The sequence below is a fragment of the Haliscomenobacter sp. genome, from assembly GCF_040403615.1.
Taxonomy (GTDB): Bacteria; Bacteroidota; Bacteroidia; order Chitinophagales; family Saprospiraceae; genus Haliscomenobacter.
In genome coordinates, this window is record NZ_JBBAKG010000107.1 from 1 (window position 1) to 19,646 (window position 19,646).

Consider the following 19,646-nt stretch of genomic DNA (forward strand, 5'->3'; position numbering starts at 1 on the left):
GATGACACGGATCTGGCGGATCTATGTGGATTTTGCTTCGCCCGCGGCAAGTTAATTTTTCTGCGTTACTAAAAATGAATAAATTGCATAAAAAACAGTAAAATGGTTAAGTTGCAACGCAAATCTACCCATTGGGGGATTGACCTTCCCGACGATCTGGTGCTGACCACTACGGCAGAGCTATCGGAAGAGGCTTTTGAGCAGCTTTGCGCCAATAACCGCGACCTGCGCATCGAGCGCGAAGCGGATGGAAAAGTAACAATTATGGCTCCGGTACATTTTGACTCTGGTTTTTTTGAAGGTGAGGCATTTGGCGAATTGCGTCTTTTTGTAAAAGAAAGCAGAATCGGTGGTCGCGCACTAGGCCCATCCACTGGGTTTAAACTACCCGATGGCTCCACCAAATCACCGGATGCCGCCTGGATCAGCGCCGAAAAACTGGCCAATCTGCCGGTGGAAGAACGCAAAAAATTTGCCGCCGTTGTACCCGACTTTGTGATCGAAATCCGCTCGGATAGCGACAAGCTCAAGCCCTTGAAGCAAAAAATGGAAGAAAGCTGGATCGCCAATGGTGTACGCCTCGCTTGGCTGATCGACCCCGTAAAGCAAAAAGCCTACATTTATCGACAGGATGGAAGTATAGAAGTAGTGCCGAATTTTGATGGAAAATTGAGTGGCGAAGATGTACTGGTAGGTTTTGAACTGGATTTGGGATTGTTGAAGGGGTAGAAAATGAGATAGTATAAAAACTTAAATTGATGGATTGCGCTCAATCATTAGATGCTCAATGTTTTTAATTTTACTGCAATTTAAAACGTTTATCTTTTCAATGATACAATAAATTACCAACACAGATAATGAACCATCAGAAGCCCCACACCGTTTCCCGAATTCACTATCTTTGCACTTGTGAAAAACTTACAGACACTACTCGACGCATACCAGCAAGACCGCCGCACGGCTAGCATTATACAGGAACTCAAAAACGAAGCCCCGGCAAGGGTCAAGTTACTGGAATTGGTGGGCGCCCAACTCGCCTTTGTCATCCATGGGGTATACCAGCAACACCCCGCCAATCACCTCATTGTAGCCGACAACAAAGAAGAAGCCGCCTATTGGCAAAACGACCTCGCGGCACTTTTCGGCCAAAAGCCGGTGCATTTTTTTCCAGATTCTTTCAAGCAACCGCTGCGTTTTGAGGAGTTGAACCAAACCAACGTCCTGGAGCGCACCGAAACCATCAACGCCGTCAGCAATGCTTCACGGGGGCAAATCATTGTGACCTACCCGGAGGCGCTGTTTGAGCGCGTGGTCTCGCCCGAGGTATTGAGCAAATCCCGCATTGAAATCGCCAAGGGGGAAAAACTCGACCCCGAATTTTTGATGCAGGTGCTAATCGAATATAAATTTACCCGCGAAGAGTTTGTGTTTGAACCCGGGCAATTCTCTTTGCGCGGAGGCATCATCGACATTTTTTCATTTGGCAACGACCTGCCGTATCGCGTCGAGCTGTTTGACGATGAGGTGGAAAGTATCCGTACTTTCAATCCCTTGACCCAGCTTTCTTCTCAAAACATCAGCAAGGTGTCGATTGTGCCCAACATCAATACACGTTTTTCACAAGCCGACAAAGTGTCGCTGTTTAGGGTGCTCAAAGAGGATACAGTCATTTGGATTCGCGATTTTCAGGTATTGATCGATCGCTTGCAGCGTTGCTTTGAAGATGCGGAAAAATTTGCCAAAACCATTTCCATTCTGGATGAAGGCGAACTGGCCGAGGTGTTTCGCGACCGCGCTTTTTTGTACCCCGGAGACGTAGTCGAAGACGTGCGCCGACACGACATCCTCCTGCTGTCCAATGCGCCGCAACCCCTCGAAAGCACGGCGCAAATCCAATACGGCGGTAAGCCCCAACCGAGTTTCAACCGCAACTTCGATTTGCTGATCGAAAACCTGCACGCCAACACCGCTGCGGGATTGACCAACTACCTCTTTACCGAAAACCCCAAGCAAGTCGAGCGTTTTTATACCATTTTTGAAGACTTGCGGGCAAAAGTAGAATTCTTCCCCATCGTGCAAGGCCTCCACGAAGGTTTTGTGGATGCAGCCTTAAAGGTCGTTTGTTTCACCGATCACCAGGTTTTTGAAAGGTTTCACCGCTACAAACTCCGGCAGGGCTACTCCAAAGAACAAGCCCTCAACCTGCGCTTGTTGAAAGACCTGCAACCCGGCGATTTTGTGACCCACATCGACCATGGCATCGGTCAATTCAAAGGCTTGCAAACCATCAACGTCAATGGCCACGTACAGGAATGTGTGCGACTGGTGTACAAAAACAACGACCTGCTGTACGTCAGCATCAACTCCCTGCACAAGATTGCCAAATACGTGGGCAAAGAAGGTACGCCCCCGCAACTGAACAAACTCGGCTCGGACGCCTGGCGCAACCTCAAGGCCAAGACCAAAAAGAAAGTCAAGGACATTGCAGGTGAACTGATCAAACTGTACGCCCAGCGCAAAGCCTCACCGGGTTTTGCTTTTTCGCCCGACAATTACATGCAGATCGAACTGGAATCCTCGTTCATTTACGAAGACACCCCCGATCAGCTCCAGGCTACGATTGATACCAAAGCGGACATGGTCAAGCCCTACCCCATGGATCGCCTGATTTGTGGCGACGTGGGTTTTGGCAAAACGGAAGTAGCCATTCGGGCAGCGTTCAAGGCGATTTTGGATGGCAAGCAGGTGGCCGTTTTGGTGCCAACGACCATCCTTGCGCTGCAACACGCCAAAACTTTTGGGGATCGCCTCAAGGAGTTTTCGGCTACCGTGGATTATGTGAACCGTTTTCGCACCACCGCGGAGAAAAAACAGATTTTCCAAAAACTCAGTGAAGGCAAAATTGACCTGATCATCGGTACACAGGCCTTGCTCAATCAGGAAGTAAAATTCAAAGATCTGGGCTTGCTGATCATTGATGAGGAACAAAAATTTGGGGTAGCCTCCAAGGAAAAACTGCGCAATTTCAAGGTCAATGTCGATACACTCACGCTGACTGCCACGCCGATCCCGCGTACTTTGCAGTTTTCGTTGATGGCAGCGCGCGACCTTTCCATCATCCGCACACCACCACCCAACCGTCAGCCCATTCACACCGAAGTGCGCATTTTCAGCGAAGAGATCATCAAGGAGGCGATTTATTACGAGGTGAATCGCGGAGGACAGGTGTTTTTTGTACACAATCGGGTCAAAAACCTGGCGGAGGTAGAAATGATGATTCGCCGCCTTTGCCCGGATGTGGAGGTGGCCTCTGCGCACGGCCAAATGGAATCCGACAAACTTGAAAAAACCCTAGTCGACTTCATCGACAAGCAATACGATGTGCTGGTGTGTACCAACATCATCGAAACGGGTCTGGACATTTCCAACGCCAATACCATGCTGATCAACAATGCCCACCAGTTTGGCATGAGTGACCTGCACCAATTGCGGGGCCGCGTAGGCCGCAGCAACAAGAAAGCATATTGCTACCTGTTTAGCCCACCGATGTCGACCCTCACCAGCGACGCCCGCAAACGCCTGAAAACACTTGAGGAATTCTCTGACCTGGGTAGCGGCTTTCACATTGCCATGCGCGACCTCGACATCCGGGGAGCGGGCAACCTGTTGGGTGCAGAGCAAAGTGGCTTTATTGTGGACATTGGCTACGAAACCTACCAGAAAATCCTGGAAGAAGCCATCATCGAGCTGAAAGAAACGGATTTCAAGGACGTGTTTGCCGAAGAACTGGAAAAAACGCCCCGTCTATACGTACGCGACGTCACCATCGAGACGGACGTAGAAATGCTCATCCCCGAACGGTACGTGAACAGCATCCAGGAGCGCCTCAATCTCTACACCGAACTGGATCGCCTGGAAACCGAAGACCAGGTAGATGCCTTCAGCAGCAACCTCCGCGACCGTTTTGGCCGCATGCCAGCCGAGGTGAAAGAGCTCTTCGAAGGCCTGCGCCTACGCTGGATTTGCAAACGCCTGGGTTTTGATCGGGTGATTCTCAAAAACGAAAAGCTGCGCTGCTATTTTGTGGAAAATCCACAGTCTCCCTTTTATGAAAGCCCGATGTTCCACAAAGTATTGGCATTTGTAGGCTCAAAAGGAAAGGAGCACGGGCTGAGTTTCAAGCAATCCCACCAGCATTTTATTTTGGTGAAGGATGGGGTCGGAAGCTTGAAAGCGGCGCGAACGGTGCTGGGCGTGATTGGGGGGAATGTGGGGTGAGGGAATCTAGAGAAGACTTAAGCCATCTAGGCCGATTAACCTTTATTTTTGAAAGGTATCAAGGCTAGAAGAAATAATAGCAACATTTGTGTCCAGGGCTATTTTTTTCATCTTACCATTCCCCTTCTAATACGGAAAATTCAGTTTCGATGCAAAGCTTCAGTTCTTCAGCCTCGACATCGTCTATCTTTCCTGCAAATTCCAGAACTGCTGATTTATTCTCTTGCTGGGGTGTACTTATCTTTTTCATCAACTGCACATAATGGTAGAGTTGATTGAGCAATGAATAATCTTCAATTTTTTGAATATCCAACAAAAGTTGTTTCTGGATGGTCATTTATTGATTGTTTATTTTCAAAAATATACAAATTGATTGGAAGTTCCAAATAAATTTTTTGTTGCGTTGAAGTGTAGATTCCTTCTTTACAGAGACACACATTCAACATATTATGAGTTAATGCCCTAGTCAACTTTGAAGCTTTGCTTCCGTTCCTTTTGCTTTTTCCGCGTATTTCCTTATTCCAGCCTCAAAAAAATCCCGCAACGTAGCCCGCAATTCCGCTGGTTCGATCACTTCCACTTCATGCCCATAGCTGGCCAGTTTGCGGATCAATTCAATGGTAATGCATACCTGCAAGCGAACGACGATGCTGCCATCGGACTGCTCTTCCATCAATTGATACGGATGAAAAGGGCGGGACAAAAAATAACGCGCCTGTAAGGGTGAAAACAAGAGCGATACCTCTCTAACTTGAGTGACTGATTCGGTATGAATTCCATAAATGTGTTGAAAAAACTGGGTTGCTTCAAAATCAGGCTCAGGAAAAAAAGCTTGCAACAACTCCGGTTTGTTCATGATGCGATCGAGGGCAAAGGGCTTGAGGTAATCGTATTGCGCTGAATTGCCTACCACGTACCAGCGCTGGTCGTGTTGGCGGATGCAGAAAGGCTCCAGTTCGCAGGCTTTGGCCTCCACTTGTTGATACGATTGGTACAAAAAACGAACCTTACGGCGCTCTTCGATGGCGCGCAGCAAAACGGGCAAATGCTGGGTCCCGATGTTTTGCACGGGTTCAAAAAAAATGGATTTCGCGGCCGCCGTGCTGCGCACCCAACCATTCACGCCCTTCCGTATTTTTTCCACGGTACTGCGTAAATCACGAAAAACCTCCAGGTGCTCAAACTGTGCCAGGGTCTCTACCGCCACATGAAGGCGGTGTACGTCCTCCAGATTCAGGGCAATCTGTGCGGTAAGGTCAAAGGGATACTCGTAGCTGTAACCTTGGTGTTGTTTGTTCCAGATGATGGGGGCATCCAGGTCACTGCGCATGAAAGCAATATCGTTGTCGAGGGTGCGCCGGCTGATGTCGCAAGCCCGGCACAATTCCTCCGGGGATGCTGCGGCCCCTTTGCGCAGGGTCAACAATTCGTGGATGCGCCGGAAACGCGCCAACTGGTTTTTATTTTTGGACAAAGCAATTTTTTTTGAGGGAGTTTTTTTTGACGCAAATAGATTGCGTCGAGAGCACTCATCTTTGTGGCGTCAAAGTTAAAAAATTAAAATTTTCTACCCCTAAAACCAAACCCAATTTTGACCCTCTAGCCAGTCAGGAAGCCAATGCGGCTCACCTGGCTACGGCTGAGGTGAACCGGGATAACAGTTGGTGAAAATGGGGAAAGGATCAGCAATAAATGTAAGTACCATAAGATATAGCTTTGTCTATTTTTTAGTTATTCAAATTTTGCGGCGGCGGCTAATCTAAAAACAGACTGGAGGGTTTGTTTTTAGATCGGCTGCCGCTTTTTTTGTGGGCGGTCTTTAGATAAGCTAATAGACATTAAGTATATTTGGCAGATCTTGATTAGTGAAAGTTCTTCGCTTCAAGTCATTATCGCAGCTTAACCAAGACTACTATCGATGCAAATCATCCATAAAATTGATGACTTCCTCATAACCCTATTCCCAGAATTAGAAGAACACCTGAAAAAAATGGGGGGGGGTAATAATCTGATAATCAATTTATTAGAAGACTATTATTCTTTTAATGGTTTTAAGCCTAAAGTTAGCATTGAATCCGAGTGGGTAAAAATTGAAATAGACTCTACTGCAATAATTTCCCAAGAAGCAGACTATAGAAAAACGATTGCTTTATGTGAAAAAGGAAAATATCCTGAAGCCAAATTAATCCTGGGAAAACTTCTTGAAAAGAACCCTTCCAATTCTGAGTATCACCGAATCATGGGACAAATCCTATCTGATGAAGGCGATCAAGATGATGCAATCAATCACTTAATTGATGCTTTGCGTTGGGATTCTAAAAATAGTTGGGCATTGCTAATGATGGGAAATATTTTCGCGAAATTTAAGAATGATGTCCCTACTGCAATGAAATATTATGATCAGGCACTCATTGCTAACCCGAAAGACAACATCACGATAAACAACATCGGTGCCAACCTGATGCAGCAAGGTAAGCTAGATGAAGCAAAAAAATACTTTTGGGAAGCAGTAAAAATCAATGATCAATACCCAAATTCCCATTTTGCGCTAGGGATGATTGCAGAAATGGAAAACGATCTGCATTCAGCTTTTTTTAGCACTATCCAGGCAATTAAGTTGAACAAACAAAAAGATGTTCTTTATCAAAATTCAGTTAGACAAGCTTTTGATGTAGCGAAGAAAGTTTTGGCTACGGATGAGGGCAAAAAAATATTTCAAGAATACCTTCATAAACTAGAATTTGAAGGAGAAAAAGAAATCGACCTAATTCAAGATGCGACTATTCCTACCGCTGCAAAATTCGAATTTGCTGAAAATTACAATAGACCAAAACATGCCGTAAAATTTAAGCCAAACTATCCTGCTGTCGAGCATCTGATCATGCATGAGTTGGTGCATTTGGATTTTGTAATTGATGCAAGGAAAAGTGGATTAAATCAGCTTTTTATTTCTACCCAGGATCACAAATCAACGTTTATAAAAAAACTTGAACCCACGATCAAGAAATTTTCCAAAATGGGGATTTCTGAAAAAGCAATTGCCAACTATTGCTCAGAACTCTTTAATGGTCTGAATAGTCAGGTTTTCAATACGCCAATTGACCTTTTTATTGAAACTTTCCTGTACACCGAATATCCAGAACTAAGACCCTACCAATTCATCTCCCTCTATACTCTGCTTCAGGAAGGGATAAAAGCTGTAACGGATAAAAAAATCGTTGAGCTTTCGCCCAAAGAAATTTTATCAAAAAGTAAGGTATACAACTTGGTGAATGCACTTCAATTTAAAGAATTATTCGGACTTGATTTCATCAAGGACTACCAAGCCATGCCAAGTGAACTAAAGTTGGCAAACGATTTCTTTGCAGAGTATATGCAGTACAAAGAGGACAAAGAACCTGGCGAAGAATATGAGTTGGTTTTGCATTGGGCTGAAGACCTGAAATTAGAGGGTTATTTTGAATTGATAAGTGAACAAGCGTACCGAACAAAAAGGATAGATACTGACAGTTTACTTGCTTCGATTGAAAGAGACCCTTATGATTTGGAATCAAAAGACCCCTACAAGGAAAGGGAAATGGAGAAGTTTCAACAATCAGCACAAAGTACAGGCATCAATATGGCCATGGTCCTATTCATGGTGGATGCATTAGAATACTTTAGAGGAATGCCGCTTGAAGAAATCAAACGAATTGCCTTTGAAATAGCCATGCATGGAACCCAAGGCTTTAGAGTAGATAAGGACAACTATACCATAGGTTCAATGAAAGGGAAGACCTTTTCTGGTTCTCATATCTTGGCCTATTACTATGTAAGTTGGTCTTTGGCAATTCCAGAAATGGTTGCTCAATTGAATTTACCTTATGAGCAAGAATTCAAATTGGCCAAAACGATGTATAAACCTTAACAATGGTGACAGATATACAAGAGATAACAGAAGCATTGCTAAAGTTCAGAAATGAACGGGACTGGGAGCAGTTTCACAACCCTAAAGATCTTGCATTGGCCATCAGTATTGAGGCTGCCGAGCTTCTCGAACTTTTTCTTTGGAAAAACCCTGAAGAAGCCAATCAAGAAAAAATCAAAGCGGAATTGGCGGATGTCCTTTCATTTGCACTTCTACTGGCAGAAAAATATGAATTTGATGTCAAAGAGATAATCCTGAACAAAATCGCCCATAATGCTCAAAAGTATCCTGTTGAAAAAGCCAAAGGGAATGCAAAAAAATATGACGAATTATGATTACAAAGAATGCATTTGAAATCAAAAGATACGAATTCAATGCTGACCTATTGTACTCCATCAACAGCAATCACTATGTTAATGGCCTGTGGCCTTTGGTATACATCATAAGCAATGAAAGCACCAAAGAAGCTTATGTAGGGGAAACAACTGACGCCATTTCAAGAATGTCGAATCACCTGAAAAACGACATTAAAAGCAAACTAACCGCGATTCACCTTATCACCAGTGATAAATTCAATAAATCAGCTACTCTTGACATAGAATCTAATCTCATCAAATATCTTTCCGGCGATGGTCAGTTTAAACTATTGAACGCAAATATTGGCCTGGCAAATCATACCTACTACCAAAAAAGCGAAGTGTATTGGGATATTTTTCAGACCATTTGGAGGGAGCTCAGGCCAGAAGGAATTGCCAAGAAAACATTGGATCAAATTAACAATTCCGATCTGTTTAAATATTCTCCTTATAAATCCTTGACTCCGGAGCAAAAGATAAGCATCATAGAAATAATCAAGAGTTTGTTGGATGAACCCACAAAAAGTATTGTTGTGGAAGGGGGGGCGGGAACAGGAAAAACTATTTTAGCCATTTATCTCTTCAAAATACTGAGTTCGGATATAGCTGATTTTAATTTTAAGGAGTTTGGAAAAGAAGAAGCTGAGTTAATTGAACTTGTAAACAAACTCAAAACGGTTTATCCCAGCCCTAAAATGGCATTGGTCGTACCGATGTCTTCATTTCGAACTACGTTACAAAAAGTATTCAAAAACATCAGGGGCTTAAGTGCTAAAATGGTGATCGGCCCTGCTGAAGTTGCAAACAGTGAGTATGACATTTTAATAGTAGATGAGTCCCACCGACTAAGAAAAAGGGTGAACCTGGGTGCATATTTTGGTGCATTTGATAAAGCAAACGAAAAACTGGGACTGGATAAAATGAATACCAATGAGTTGGATTGGATAGTTGTACAAGGGAAAAAGAAAATCTTCTTTTATGATGAAAATCAATCCATTAAACCTTCCGATGTCGATAAGTCGGCATTCGAAAATTTAAAATCCAAGCAAGAAACAACGATTAAAACGCTAAAATCACAGTTTCGGGTAAAAGGAGGGAATGGTTATGTTGCTTATGTAGATCAACTTTTAAACTGCAGTTTTAAAAAAACCGACCCCATTTTCGAAGTTAAAGATTATGAATTTTTAATTTTTGAGTCTTTACAAGAAATGATTGAAAAGATCAAAAGTAGGGATGCTGAATTTGGATTGTCCCGACTTGTAGCTGGCTACTCCTGGGAGTGGGTCTCTAAAAATAAAGATGAACACGATATTTTAATTGATGGGATTAAGCTAAAATGGAATAGTGTTTCAATGGATTGGGTAAACTCAGAAAACTCCATTAATGAGGTAGGATGTATTCACACCACCCAAGGTTATGACCTGAATTTCACTGGTGTTATTTTTGGAAATGAAATATCCTACGATAAAGCCCAAAATCAAATCGTAATCAAAAAGGAAAATTACTTTGACACACTCGGTAAACAATCGATCAAAAACCCTGACGAGCTAAAAGCCTACATTATCAACATCTACAAGACCATAATGCTTAGAGGAATTAGAGGCACTTATGTCTATGTCTGTGATGAACACCTAAGAGCGTATTTAAAAGAGCGCATCAAGAACACAACTATCGAAAAAACAATAAAAATCTTGCCGCTGAATGAAGTAAAGCCTTATGTTAATTGTGTTCCCCTCTATGATTTATGGGCTGCAGCAGGCGCATTTAGTGATTCACAAACCGTTTCGGATTTTGAATGGATAGCTTTACCTGAACAATACCAAGCAAATAGTGATTATTTCGTTTGCAAAGTCCAGGGCGATTCCATGAACAAAAAAATTCCAAATAACTCCTGGTGTTTGTTCAAAAAAGACCCGGGGGGCTCAAGAGAAGGCAAGATAGTTTTGGTGGAGCACCACAACATCCACGATGTCGATTTTGGATCTGGCTATACTGTAAAAATGTACCATAGCGAAAAAGAAATAGACCAAGATGGACACTGGTCTCATCAATCAATTGTATTGAAGCCACTATCCGATCGGTCAGACTATTCAGATATTGTTTTGCATCAAGATGATTTGACCTCATTAAAAGTTGTTGGAGTTTTTGTTGCCGTTTTAGAGTAAGTCGGGACAACTCCCCCCAAATCACAACTCCTTCCTCAAACTCGCCTTGGGTACATTCAGTTGCTCGCGGTATTTTGCAACCGTGCGACGGGCAATGTTGTAGCCTTTTTCCTGAAGCAGTTGGGTGAGTTTATCGTCGGAGAGGGGCTTACGTTTGTCCTCCGCGCTGATGATTTCGGTGAGAATTTTCTTTACTTCCAGGGTTGACACCTCTTCCCCTTCACTGTTTTGGAGCGATTCCGAGAAAAATTCTTTCAACTTGCGCGTACCGTATTCGGTTTGCACGTATTTGCTGTTGGCTACCCGCGATACGGTAGACACATCGAGGTGGGTGCGATCGGCGATGTCCTGGAGGATCATCGGGCGGATCTTTTTGTCGTCGCCACTCAGGAAGTACTCGGTTTGGTAATCCATGATGGCAAACATCGTTTTGTACATCGTTTCGTGGCGCTGCCGAATCGCATCGATGAACCAGCGGGCAGATTCTATTTTTTGGCGAATAAACTGTACCGTTTCTTTTTGACTGCGGGTCAGTTTGCTGGTACGGCGCTGGTCATTGTAAGAGCGCAACATGTCCCGAAACGAATCACTGATGCGCAGGTCGGGGGCATTGCGCACGTTGAGGTTCAGCTCCAGTTCGCCATCGCGGTTCAGCACAATAAAATCGGGGACAATGTACTGACTGGAACGTTCCATCGATCCCGCAATGTAGCCACTGGCGGGTTTGGGATTGAGCTTCAGGATTTCGTGGATGGCGGCTTTGAGCTGCTTTTCGGTCAGGCTGAACTGCCGTTGCAGTTTTTCAAAATGCTTTTTGGAAAAAGCTTCAAATTGGCGATTAATGATTTTGCAGGCTACCTTGAGGGCAATGAGTTCCTCATCGTCCAGGTCTTCCCCTTGTTCGATGCGGATCAACAATTGGATATAAAGGCATTCCTGCAAGTCGCGTGCACCAATGCCCGGAGGATCCAGTCGCTGAATTTTTTTGAGGATGTCGACTATCTCTTTCTCCTCAATCATTAGGTTTTGGGAAAAAAGAAGGTCATCTGCAATGGCGTATGGCTCGCGGCGCAGGTAGCCATCCTCGTCTATACTGCCGATAATCTGGGTAGCAATGATGTGGTCTCGTTCCGTGCTGAGGTTGAGCAAGCTGATTTGTTGCTCCAGGTATTCATGAAAACTGTTCTCGATGGCAACGGGTACACTTTTGTCCTCTTCATCGGCTTGATAGCTTTCGCCGCGCTCCTTGTACGAGGCGGGATCGTCTTCCATGTAGCCATTGAGGTATTCATCGAGGTCGAAGTTGTCGTCACTGTACTGGGTTTCTTCCGATTCTACTTCGCTGTTGGTGGCGGCTTCTTCGGCACTGGCAGCATCGGTGCTGGCATCAAAGTCTACTTGCTCATCCGCGTATTCATCGTTGGATTCTTCCAGGGCGGGATTGACTTCCATTTCCTCCTTGATGCGTTGTTCGAGCAAAGCGGTAGGCACCTGCAACAGTTTCATGAGCTGAATCTGCTGAGGAGATAATTTTTGAAGTAAAAGCTGGCGTTGTCCTAAACTTGTTTTCACGGTAGATTACTGGCTGAAAAAATTCACACAATATCTTTAAATACGAAAAACTGGCGCAATGGTTGCACTGTTCAACAAAAATCATTCCAATTTTTCAAAATTAGTCGCTATTGCTAGAATTGTCAAGCGAATACGCTAAAAAATTATTGTAAAGGGTATTTTTCCAGGCACTTTCCTAACTCAAAATCGGGTTGATCCGACCAGGGATACAGCCCTTCAGTACCCAGTTTTTGCGCCAGGTAAACTTGCTCTGGTTGCCCGGGCGTTGGAATAAGCCAGGCAGGGCGCTGGGTTACCGCCAGATCCATCAGGGTGCTGTACCCGGAGCGGCAAACAACACAAGCACTTTGGGCAAAAAGGGCAGACAAGTCATCGGTGTCCAAATGGGGTGCAAGGTGGAGGTTTTGCTCCTGGGATTGAAAAAAAGGCGTCTCTGGTTTGCCTTGTACCAGAAAGAAGCGCTTCTGCGGGAACGCTTTCACTTGCTCCCGAATGTCGGCTTCCCAAATGCTGCGTTGGGGTTCGGGGCCTGAAATGACAAAAGCAGCATCGTATACCAGGGGCAAATCCAGCTTGTGCAGCCGCGACAAAGGACCAAGGTAACGGGTTTTGATTTTGGGAAATGGCGGATGACTCAAATCTCCGGCCAGGCCGGGCGCTTCTTCCCAGTCTGGCACCCAACATTCCTGAAAATATTTGGCAATTACATACTCGTGTCGCCATTGTGCCAAAAAACCGCCAAACCAATCCCCTACCGGCAAATGCAACTGATGGGTAATAAAGGCATTGAAAGCACCTGGGACAAAACAGCCATAGCGGTGGTCAGAAATTACCTGATCAAAACCATACCGCTGGTGCAGGCGCTTCACTGCCCGCTGCTCACGAGAAATGGCCAAAGCTATCTTGGGCAATTGCACCAACAGTGGCCAGTACAAATTGGTACGGGTATACCGCACCGCGTATTCTGGCAACTCGTGACTCGGCAATTCCGGAAAAGTAGCCCGCAGCAGCGCCAGTGCCCGCCCGCTGGAGGCCAGATGTACTTCATTCCCTTGCGCCAATTGGGCATGAATAAGCGGCACGCAGCGGGTAGCATGACCAAGCCCCCAATCAAGTGGGGTGACGAGGGTTTTTAAAGGTGGCATGGTTAGTGGTTTCACAAAACTGGATCAGTCAATTTTTGCATGGCCAAGGTACGGTGGGAATGAATAGATTTAAGATGATGTTTCTCATCTCTTATTTCAAGGCTTTTTCCAGTTGGGCTTCGATTTTGGAAAAGCCTTCTGGCCCTTCTCTGGCCAGAATGGTGCCATCGGGAGCGACGATTACGTACGTAGGGAAGATTGCATGATTGCTAAAGAAAACTTTCAAGGGTTCGGTTGTGTAGAGCTGATCCCAGGGCAACCCTTGTTCTAAGACTGCGGCCTTTAAGTTGTTGAGCGTTTTATCAATCTCGAAAGCAAGGCCGAGGATGGCGAAGTTTTTACTCCGGTATTTTTCGTGCAGCAACTTCAATTTGGGCATTTGAGCAATACAAGGCCCACACCAGCTTCCCCAAAGATCGATGAGCAGGAATTTGCCGCGGTAGCTACTGGTACTAACAATTTTATCCTTGAGATTGGGGTATTTCAAATCCGGCATTAGCGCTCCGGAAACGATGCCCCGGTATTTTTTAGGGGGTGTCTCTTCTATGATGAGGGTATCCACGTCTGGGGCAATGTATTTGATGTGGTAACTTTTTTGCGCAAGCTGGAAGGTATCCATTTTGGGTAAAAATGCACTTAAAGGATTGTTTTCAGCCAGGTTGAGGCCATTGGGTTTGATGAGCAAATCCATATTGTCAAACCGCTCAGGGGCATTGTTCAAGGCAAGATTGTAAACTTGATCGCCAATTTTGAAACTGCCTTTGTAAACCGTTCCAAAAGGGGAAATCCACATATCGTAACGCTCAGGAATGGTTTTAATGATCCATGAATTAAAAGCATGGATCATTACGTTGCTGCTTTTCCACTGGATCTTTCCCTGATCAAAGCTTTGGTAATTCAAGGTGCTGTACTGCTGCTGATTGTCCTCTTTGCGGGCAAGCGGAAAGCGGACAACAAAATCGTTGGAGAGATCGTAGTTGTTGTCGCTGTCAATGATGATCACTTTGTCTGACTTGTCATACCCTACTACCATTAAGTTGAAGTACTTGAGCTTGCGGATCAGGCTATCAGCCCTAGCTTCATTGTTTTTAAAGGTTTTCCTGATGTCTTCCTTTATTTTTTGTTGATCAGGATAAATGAATAGGGCTACCCCATAATCTTTTAAATAAGTCGGAATTCCTTGTAGTTTTTTAGCAAGGCTATCGGTGCTAGGAAGGTAATTGGGTTCAAAATTCCATAATGAAAAGTAATGGTGCAAACCAATTTCCGGAAAGGTGTGCACCACAATCGTTTTGGATTGACTCCATAAACATACCTGTGCTGTGAGCAACAGCACGAACAAAGATACATTCTTCATCGCTGGAAAATTTTGAGCTAAACTTTTGAAATCTAATCTTTAATGGAAGCGAAAAGCTTTGTACAGGTAATGCAAAACTGGCAATTAGGTTACAGCAGCGTAGGAAGTTTTTTACTGGCCCATCATGCCAACTCCGCCAACTCCATCCACCTCATTTCTTTCTCCTCAATCTGTCCGCTCAATTGATTGATTTCCACCGATAATTTTTTGATGTCTTCCGGTTTCAGGTCAGTGCGGTTGAACTGGTCGGCCACTTGGGCTTTTTTCTCTTCCAGTTTCTGGATTTCCTTTTCGATGCGGTTCATTTCCTTGCGTTGGTCAAAGCTGAGTCCGGGTTTGCTGTCCTTTTGCTCATCCTTGGCTTTTTGCTGCTCGGCCTTGTCCTGGCGGCGTTGTTCGCGCTCTTTTTCGCGCTGGATTTCGCGGTATTCGCTGTAATCGCCGTTGAAGTCGCGGATTTGGCCGTTGCCTTCAAATACGAAGAGGTGCTCCACCACTTTGTCCATGAAGTAGCGGTCGTGCGTCACAATGATCACGCAACCAGGAAATTCAAGCAGGAAGTCTTCCAGAATGTTGAGGGTCAGGATATCGAGGTCGTTGGTGGGCTCATCCAGGATCAGGAAGTTGGGGTTGCGCATCAGGATCATCAACAAAAACAGGCGGCGGCGCTCGCCCCCGCTCAATTGCGATACAAACACCAGTTGCTGTTTGCGGCTAAACAGGAAGCGTTCCAACAACTGGGCCGCGCTGAGTTTGAGCCCCTTATCCAGAGGGATGTATTCGGCGATGTCTTGTACAGCATCGATGACGCGTTTGTCTTCACTGAGTTGGATGCCATCCTGGGTGTAGTAACCAAAAAGGGTATTGTCGCCCTGCACTACCTTGCCGGTATCGGGGCGAATTTCACCAGTAAGTATCTTGAGAAAGGTCGTTTTGCCCACGCCGTTGGGGCCTACGATGCCCACCCTCTCGAAGGGACGAAACTTGTAGTTCATGCCCTCTACGATCTTGAGGCCGCCAAAGGTTTTGCCGACATTATGTAGTTCCAGCACCTTTTTGCCCATGCGCTGGCCCTTGATGTCGATTTTCATTTCTTTATCGACCGTGGCACCGGATACCTTGTCATTGAGTTCGGTGTACGAATCTACGCGAGATTTGGCTTTGGTACTGCGGGCTTTGGGTTGGCGGCGCACCCAATCCAGTTCTTTCTTGAGCAGTTTGCGGTCTTTTTCGAGCTCGATGTTTTCGTTTTCGGCGCGCGCTTCTTTTTTCTCCAAAAAATCGGAGTAATTGCCGCTGTATTTGTACACCTGCCCTTGATCGAGTTCTACGATCTGGTCGCAAACCCGCTCCAGAAAGTAACGGTCGTGCGTGACCATCAAAATCGTCAGGTTGGTTTGCCCGAGGTATTCCTCCAGCCATTCAATCATGTCGAGGTCCAGGTGGTTGGTGGGCTCATCGAGGATCAAAAAATCAGGATCGGCCAGGATCATGCGCACCAGGGCGAGGCGTTTTTTTTGTCCACCCGAAAGGGTACGAACAGGCTGGGCGTAATTGGTGATCCGAAACCGGGTGAGCAATTCCTTCAGCTTGGAGTCGAGATCCCAGGCTTTGAGGTCGTCCATTTGGGTCATGGCCGCTTGCAGGAGGGTCTCGTTGTCGCTTTGCAGCAAGGCTTCTTCGTAAGCTTTGATGGCCTTGAAAGCAGGATTATCAGCATCCAGCGCCGCTTCGATGATGGTGTGATTGGGATTGAACTCTGGATCTTGAAACAAAAAGCCTACCCGGGCATCGCGGTGCATGATCATGCGGGCTTGCTCGCCTTCGGATTTTTCGAGTCCCGCTACTACTTTGAGCAAAGTGGATTTACCAGAGCCGTTTTTGGCCACGAGTCCCACTTTCTGATTTTTGTTGACTTGCAGATTGATGTTTTGGAACAGAACTTTTTCCCCGTAGGTCTTGGTCACGTTTTCCAGCGTCAGGTAATTCACGGCGGTGCAGATTTTAGGGGGCGAAGATAGGAAAAAAATGGGGGAGTTCATTGGCTTGTATGGATGGGCTAAAACTTGTATTTTTGAACCAGAACAAATTTAACGATGACTACACAAACATTAATTGAGCAATTTATTGAAATAAATCCCCAGGTAATGATGGGTAAGCCCGTGATCAAAAATACCCGGATTATCGTGGAATTGATTTTGGAGAAATTGGCCATTGGAGAGTCATTTGAGGGGATTTTGGAAGAACACCCGAGGTTGGAGAAGGAGGGGATTTATGCGGCTTTGGCGTTTGCGGCGTTTTCATTGAGGGGGGAAATGTTGATACCTACCGCCGCATGAAATTTCTTGCTAACGAAGGTGTGGATAAAAGTTTAGTCACTTTGTTGAATACTCCCCAAAAAAGTCATGCGTTTCAAGCAGCCTGTGCAAAAAACAGGCCAGTTTCGTAGAAATACAATTTTGGTATTTTTATCATGCGTTTACTAAAATTACCCGGAAAATGACATGGAAAATGGCTTGCCCCTTCCACTGTGCAACAATTTCCCCCTCCGGATCATTTCAATACCATGAATCCTGCTATACTTACTTCCCTGCGCACCCGGTATGCTCAAATCCGCCAGCAATCCGTGCAAATTTGTGCGCCCCTCGCCACCGAAGATTATGTGGTGCAGCCCATTGCCGACGTGAGTCCGCCGAAATGGCACCTGGGACATACCACCTGGTTTTTTGAAAACTTCCTGCTGATTCCTTACCTGCCGGGATATCAAGTCTTCAATCCAGCCTACCCTTATTTTTTCAACAGCTATTACGAAAGCCAGGGGCCACGCATTCACCGCAGCAACCGAGGCAACATGACCCGTCCTTCGGTAGAAGACATTTATAGCTTTCGAGCGTATGTAGACCAGCACCTACTGGAATTGATTCCGATTTTGGAGCAAAGCGAAGCACCAAATGCGGCGGAAGCGCTGTTTACCCTCGAAGTTGGCCTTCAACACGAACAACAGCACCAGGAATTGCTGGTAACCGACATCAAGTACATCCTGGGCAACAATCCGCTTTTTCCAGTTTATACTTCGGCTCAAGATCTTGCGCCTACTGCTCCTCCTCGTGCTGCGGAATGGATCGAAATGGCCGCAGGCTTGTACCCGATCGGCCACGCAGGCGAAGGTTTTTGTTGGGACAACGAGCTGAGCGCTCATCAAGTCTACCTCCAGGAGTACGCCATTCAAGATCGGCTGATCACCAATGGCGAATACCTGGAATTTATGCAGGCGGGTGGCTACGAAAATTACGACCACTGGCTGGCCGAGGGCTGGGATTGGGCCAAACAACTCGAAAGCAAATCGCCCCTATACTGGTATCAGCAAGAGGGACAATGGTTCAACTATACTTTGCAGGGTTTGCGCCCCGTTGACCCCCACGAACCCGTCACCCATGTCAGCTATTTTGAAGCCGATGCTTTTGCCCGCTGGAAAGGCTTGCGCCTGCCCACCGAGCAGGAATGGGAGGCCGCTTGCACGATCACAGAATCAGCAATCAAAGGAAATTTCCTAGAACAAAAAAACTGGCATCCCCGTGGCATCGGCTACTCCAACGATACGCAGTTTTTAGGCGATGCCTGGGAATGGACGGCGAGTGCCTATTTGCCCTACCCCAATTACCCCCGTTTCAAAGGCGCATTGGGCGAATACAATGGCAAATTTATGGTCAACCAGATGGTATTGCGGGGTGGATCGGTGGCTACACCCCAATCACACATCCGCTCGACTTACCGCAATTTTTTCCAAACCGACAAGCGCTGGCAATTCACGGGCATCCGTTTGGCCCGTTAAACAAAGTCAACATGATTGTTCCTGAAACCACTACAAAGTTGTCTGCCTTTGCCCAGGATGTGCAAAACGGCTTGAGCAGCCAACCGAAATTCTTGCAGTCCAAGTACTTCTACGATGCAGAAGGGGATCGGCTTTTTCAAAAAATCATGGACTTGCCGGAGTACTACCTGACCCGCTGCGAAGCCGAAATTCTACAAACCCATGCCGTAGACTTGGCGGCGTTGCTGCGAAATCAGCCTTTTGATCTGGTGGAATTGGGGGCCGGTGATGGCCTGAAAACCCGCGTCCTGTTGGCCCATTTTCAGGAAAAACAGTTGCAGTACCGCTATTTTCCAGTAGACATTTCGCGCAACATCCTCGATCATTTGGAGGAAACCTTGCAGCAACGCTGGCCGGATTTATCCGTTTTTCCGCTGGAAGGCGATTATTTTTCAGCCTTAAAAAAAATGCCTGCATCGGAAGCAAACGTTCGCAAAGTGGTGCTGTTTTTGGGTTCCACCATCGGCAACATGACGATGGCCGATGCCGAAAGTTTCCTACAGCAATTGCGGGCACAACTCGCTCCTGGAGACCTGATTCTGGTAGGTTTTGACCTGAAAAAAAATCCCGAATTGATCCTTGCGGCCTACAACGACTCCGCCAAAGTAACCCGCGATTTCAACCTCAACCTCCTCCACCGCATCAACCGCGAATTGGGCGGCAATTTTCAGCCAGAAAATTTTCAGCACTGGCCACTGTACCAACCCATTACGGGGCATACCAAAAGTTACCTGATCAGTAAGATAGATCAGGAGGTGTACATCGAAGCGTTGAACCTTACCGTAAAATTTGCAGCCTGGGAAGCCATCGATATGGAACTTTCCAAAAAGTACGATTTTGCAGAAATTGAACACCTGGCAACCCTTGCGGGACTCAAAGTGTTGACGTATTTTAAAGACCGAAAGGAATATTTTACCGATGCCTTATTTATGGTTTAGTATGACGCAAAAAATTACTTCCCGATTTTTTTAGAGGCTTTTGAATAGGAAGCTCAC

The 19,646-nt window shown here is 45.8% G+C and carries 14 protein-coding genes; 8 read left to right on the forward strand and 6 right to left on the reverse strand.

The window, feature by feature from the left end; translation table 11 throughout:
• Positions 1–102 precede the first annotated feature (102 nt).
• Both ABW391_RS24070 and mfd read left to right on the forward strand, forming a co-directional pair.
• Positions 103–729: a Uma2 family endonuclease gene (locus ABW391_RS24070; protein WP_353484453.1), complete on the forward strand. Its 627-nt coding sequence runs from the start codon at positions 103–105 to the stop codon at positions 727–729.
• A gap of 180 nt (positions 730–909) precedes the next feature.
• A complete protein-coding gene (gene mfd / locus ABW391_RS24075) occupies positions 910–4,278 on the forward strand; it encodes a transcription-repair coupling factor (RefSeq protein ID WP_353484454.1) in 3,369 nt (1,122 codons plus the stop codon).
• A gap of 112 nt (positions 4,279–4,390) precedes the next feature.
• Here the strand turns inward: mfd and ABW391_RS24080 are convergent, their stop codons facing one another.
• Together ABW391_RS24080 and ABW391_RS24085 are read right to left on the reverse strand one after the other, a co-directional pair.
• On the reverse strand, positions 4,391–4,615 hold the full coding sequence (locus tag ABW391_RS24080; RefSeq protein ID WP_353484455.1) for a hypothetical protein: 225 nt from the start codon (positions 4,613–4,615) through the stop codon (positions 4,391–4,393).
• A gap of 129 nt (positions 4,616–4,744) precedes the next feature.
• The gene (locus ABW391_RS24085; protein ID WP_353484456.1) at positions 4,745–5,752 is read right to left on the reverse strand and encodes a helix-turn-helix transcriptional regulator; all 1,008 of its coding nucleotides are present in this window, start codon (positions 5,750–5,752) and stop codon (positions 4,745–4,747) included.
• Positions 5,753–6,196: 444 nt separating this feature from the next.
• On the opposite strand from ABW391_RS24085, the gene ABW391_RS24090 reads away from it, so the two are divergent.
• The 3 genes from ABW391_RS24090 to ABW391_RS24100 are packed head-to-tail and all read left to right on the forward strand — an operon-like array spanning position 6,197 to position 10,706.
• Positions 6,197–8,185: a tetratricopeptide repeat protein gene (locus ABW391_RS24090; protein ID WP_353484457.1), complete on the forward strand. Its 1,989-nt coding sequence runs from the start codon at positions 6,197–6,199 to the stop codon at positions 8,183–8,185.
• Between the two features lie 2 nt (positions 8,186–8,187).
• Positions 8,188–8,520: a nucleotide pyrophosphohydrolase gene (locus tag ABW391_RS24095; RefSeq protein ID WP_502916350.1), complete on the forward strand. Its 333-nt coding sequence runs from the start codon at positions 8,188–8,190 to the stop codon at positions 8,518–8,520.
• Positions 8,517–10,706, forward strand: a complete 2,190-nt coding sequence (locus ABW391_RS24100) for a DNA/RNA helicase domain-containing protein (RefSeq protein ID WP_353484458.1) — start codon at positions 8,517–8,519, stop codon at positions 10,704–10,706. The genes ABW391_RS24095 and ABW391_RS24100 overlap by 4 nt, the downstream gene beginning before the upstream one ends.
• 21 nt (positions 10,707–10,727) lie before the next feature.
• Here ABW391_RS24100 and rpoN read toward each other — a convergent pair whose 3' ends face one another.
• From rpoN to ABW391_RS24120, 4 genes are all read right to left on the reverse strand, one after another.
• Positions 10,728–12,278: an RNA polymerase factor sigma-54 gene (gene rpoN, locus ABW391_RS24105; RefSeq protein ID WP_353484459.1), complete on the reverse strand. Its 1,551-nt coding sequence runs from the start codon at positions 12,276–12,278 to the stop codon at positions 10,728–10,730.
• A gap of 143 nt (positions 12,279–12,421) precedes the next feature.
• On the reverse strand, positions 12,422–13,423 hold the full coding sequence (locus tag ABW391_RS24110; RefSeq protein WP_353484460.1) for a glycosyltransferase: 1,002 nt from the start codon (positions 13,421–13,423) through the stop codon (positions 12,422–12,424).
• Positions 13,424–13,514: 91 nt separating this feature from the next.
• Complete coding sequence (locus ABW391_RS24115; RefSeq protein WP_353484461.1) at positions 13,515–14,780, reverse strand: TlpA family protein disulfide reductase; 1,266 nt, start codon at positions 14,778–14,780, stop codon at positions 13,515–13,517.
• A gap of 122 nt (positions 14,781–14,902) precedes the next feature.
• Positions 14,903–16,771, reverse strand: a complete 1,869-nt coding sequence (locus tag ABW391_RS24120; protein ID WP_353484462.1) for an ABC-F family ATP-binding cassette domain-containing protein — start codon at positions 16,769–16,771, stop codon at positions 14,903–14,905.
• 105 nt (positions 16,772–16,876) lie between these two features.
• Here ABW391_RS24120 and ABW391_RS24125 point away from each other — a divergent pair, with 105 nt between their 5' ends.
• The 3 genes from ABW391_RS24125 to egtD all read left to right on the forward strand — a co-directional run bounded on the left by ABW391_RS24125 (position 16,877) and on the right by egtD (position 19,589).
• A complete protein-coding gene (locus tag ABW391_RS24125; RefSeq protein ID WP_353484463.1) occupies positions 16,877–17,119 on the forward strand; it encodes a DUF433 domain-containing protein in 243 nt (80 codons plus the stop codon).
• 227 nt (positions 17,120–17,346) lie between these two features.
• Positions 17,347–18,612 carry an ergothioneine biosynthesis protein EgtB gene (egtB, locus tag ABW391_RS24130; protein WP_353484464.1) on the forward strand — a complete coding sequence of 422 codons (1,266 nt, stop codon included), beginning with the start codon at positions 17,347–17,349 and terminating at the stop codon, positions 18,610–18,612.
• An 11-nt stretch (positions 18,613–18,623) separates the two neighbouring features.
• Positions 18,624–19,589 carry an L-histidine N(alpha)-methyltransferase gene (gene egtD, locus ABW391_RS24135; RefSeq protein ID WP_353484465.1) on the forward strand — a complete coding sequence of 322 codons (966 nt, stop codon included), beginning with the start codon at positions 18,624–18,626 and terminating at the stop codon, positions 19,587–19,589.
• The last annotated feature ends 57 nt before the right edge of the window (positions 19,590–19,646 follow it).

Excerpts from the sequence above, each read along its gene's own strand:
- ABW391_RS24070 (WP_353484453.1), top strand. The coding sequence starts at position 103 with ATGGTTAAGTTGCAACGCAAATCTACCCATTGGGGGATTGACCTTCCC.
- ABW391_RS24080 (WP_353484455.1), bottom strand. The coding sequence starts at position 4,615 with ATGACCATCCAGAAACAACTTTTGTTGGATATTCAAAAAATTGAAGAT.
- ABW391_RS24090 (WP_353484457.1), top strand. The coding sequence starts at position 6,197 with ATGCAAATCATCCATAAAATTGATGACTTCCTCATAACCCTATTCCCA.
- ABW391_RS24095 (WP_502916350.1), top strand. The coding sequence starts at position 8,188 with ATGGTGACAGATATACAAGAGATAACAGAAGCATTGCTAAAGTTCAGA.
- ABW391_RS24100 (WP_353484458.1), top strand. The coding sequence starts at position 8,517 with ATGATTACAAAGAATGCATTTGAAATCAAAAGATACGAATTCAATGCT.
- ABW391_RS24110 (WP_353484460.1), bottom strand. The coding sequence starts at position 13,423 with ATGCCACCTTTAAAAACCCTCGTCACCCCACTTGATTGGGGGCTTGGT.
- ABW391_RS24115 (WP_353484461.1), bottom strand. The coding sequence starts at position 14,780 with ATGAAGAATGTATCTTTGTTCGTGCTGTTGCTCACAGCACAGGTATGT.
- ABW391_RS24125 (WP_353484463.1), top strand. The coding sequence starts at position 16,877 with ATGACTACACAAACATTAATTGAGCAATTTATTGAAATAAATCCCCAG.
- egtB (WP_353484464.1), top strand. The coding sequence starts at position 17,347 with ATGAATCCTGCTATACTTACTTCCCTGCGCACCCGGTATGCTCAAATC.
- egtD (WP_353484465.1), top strand. The coding sequence starts at position 18,624 with ATGATTGTTCCTGAAACCACTACAAAGTTGTCTGCCTTTGCCCAGGAT.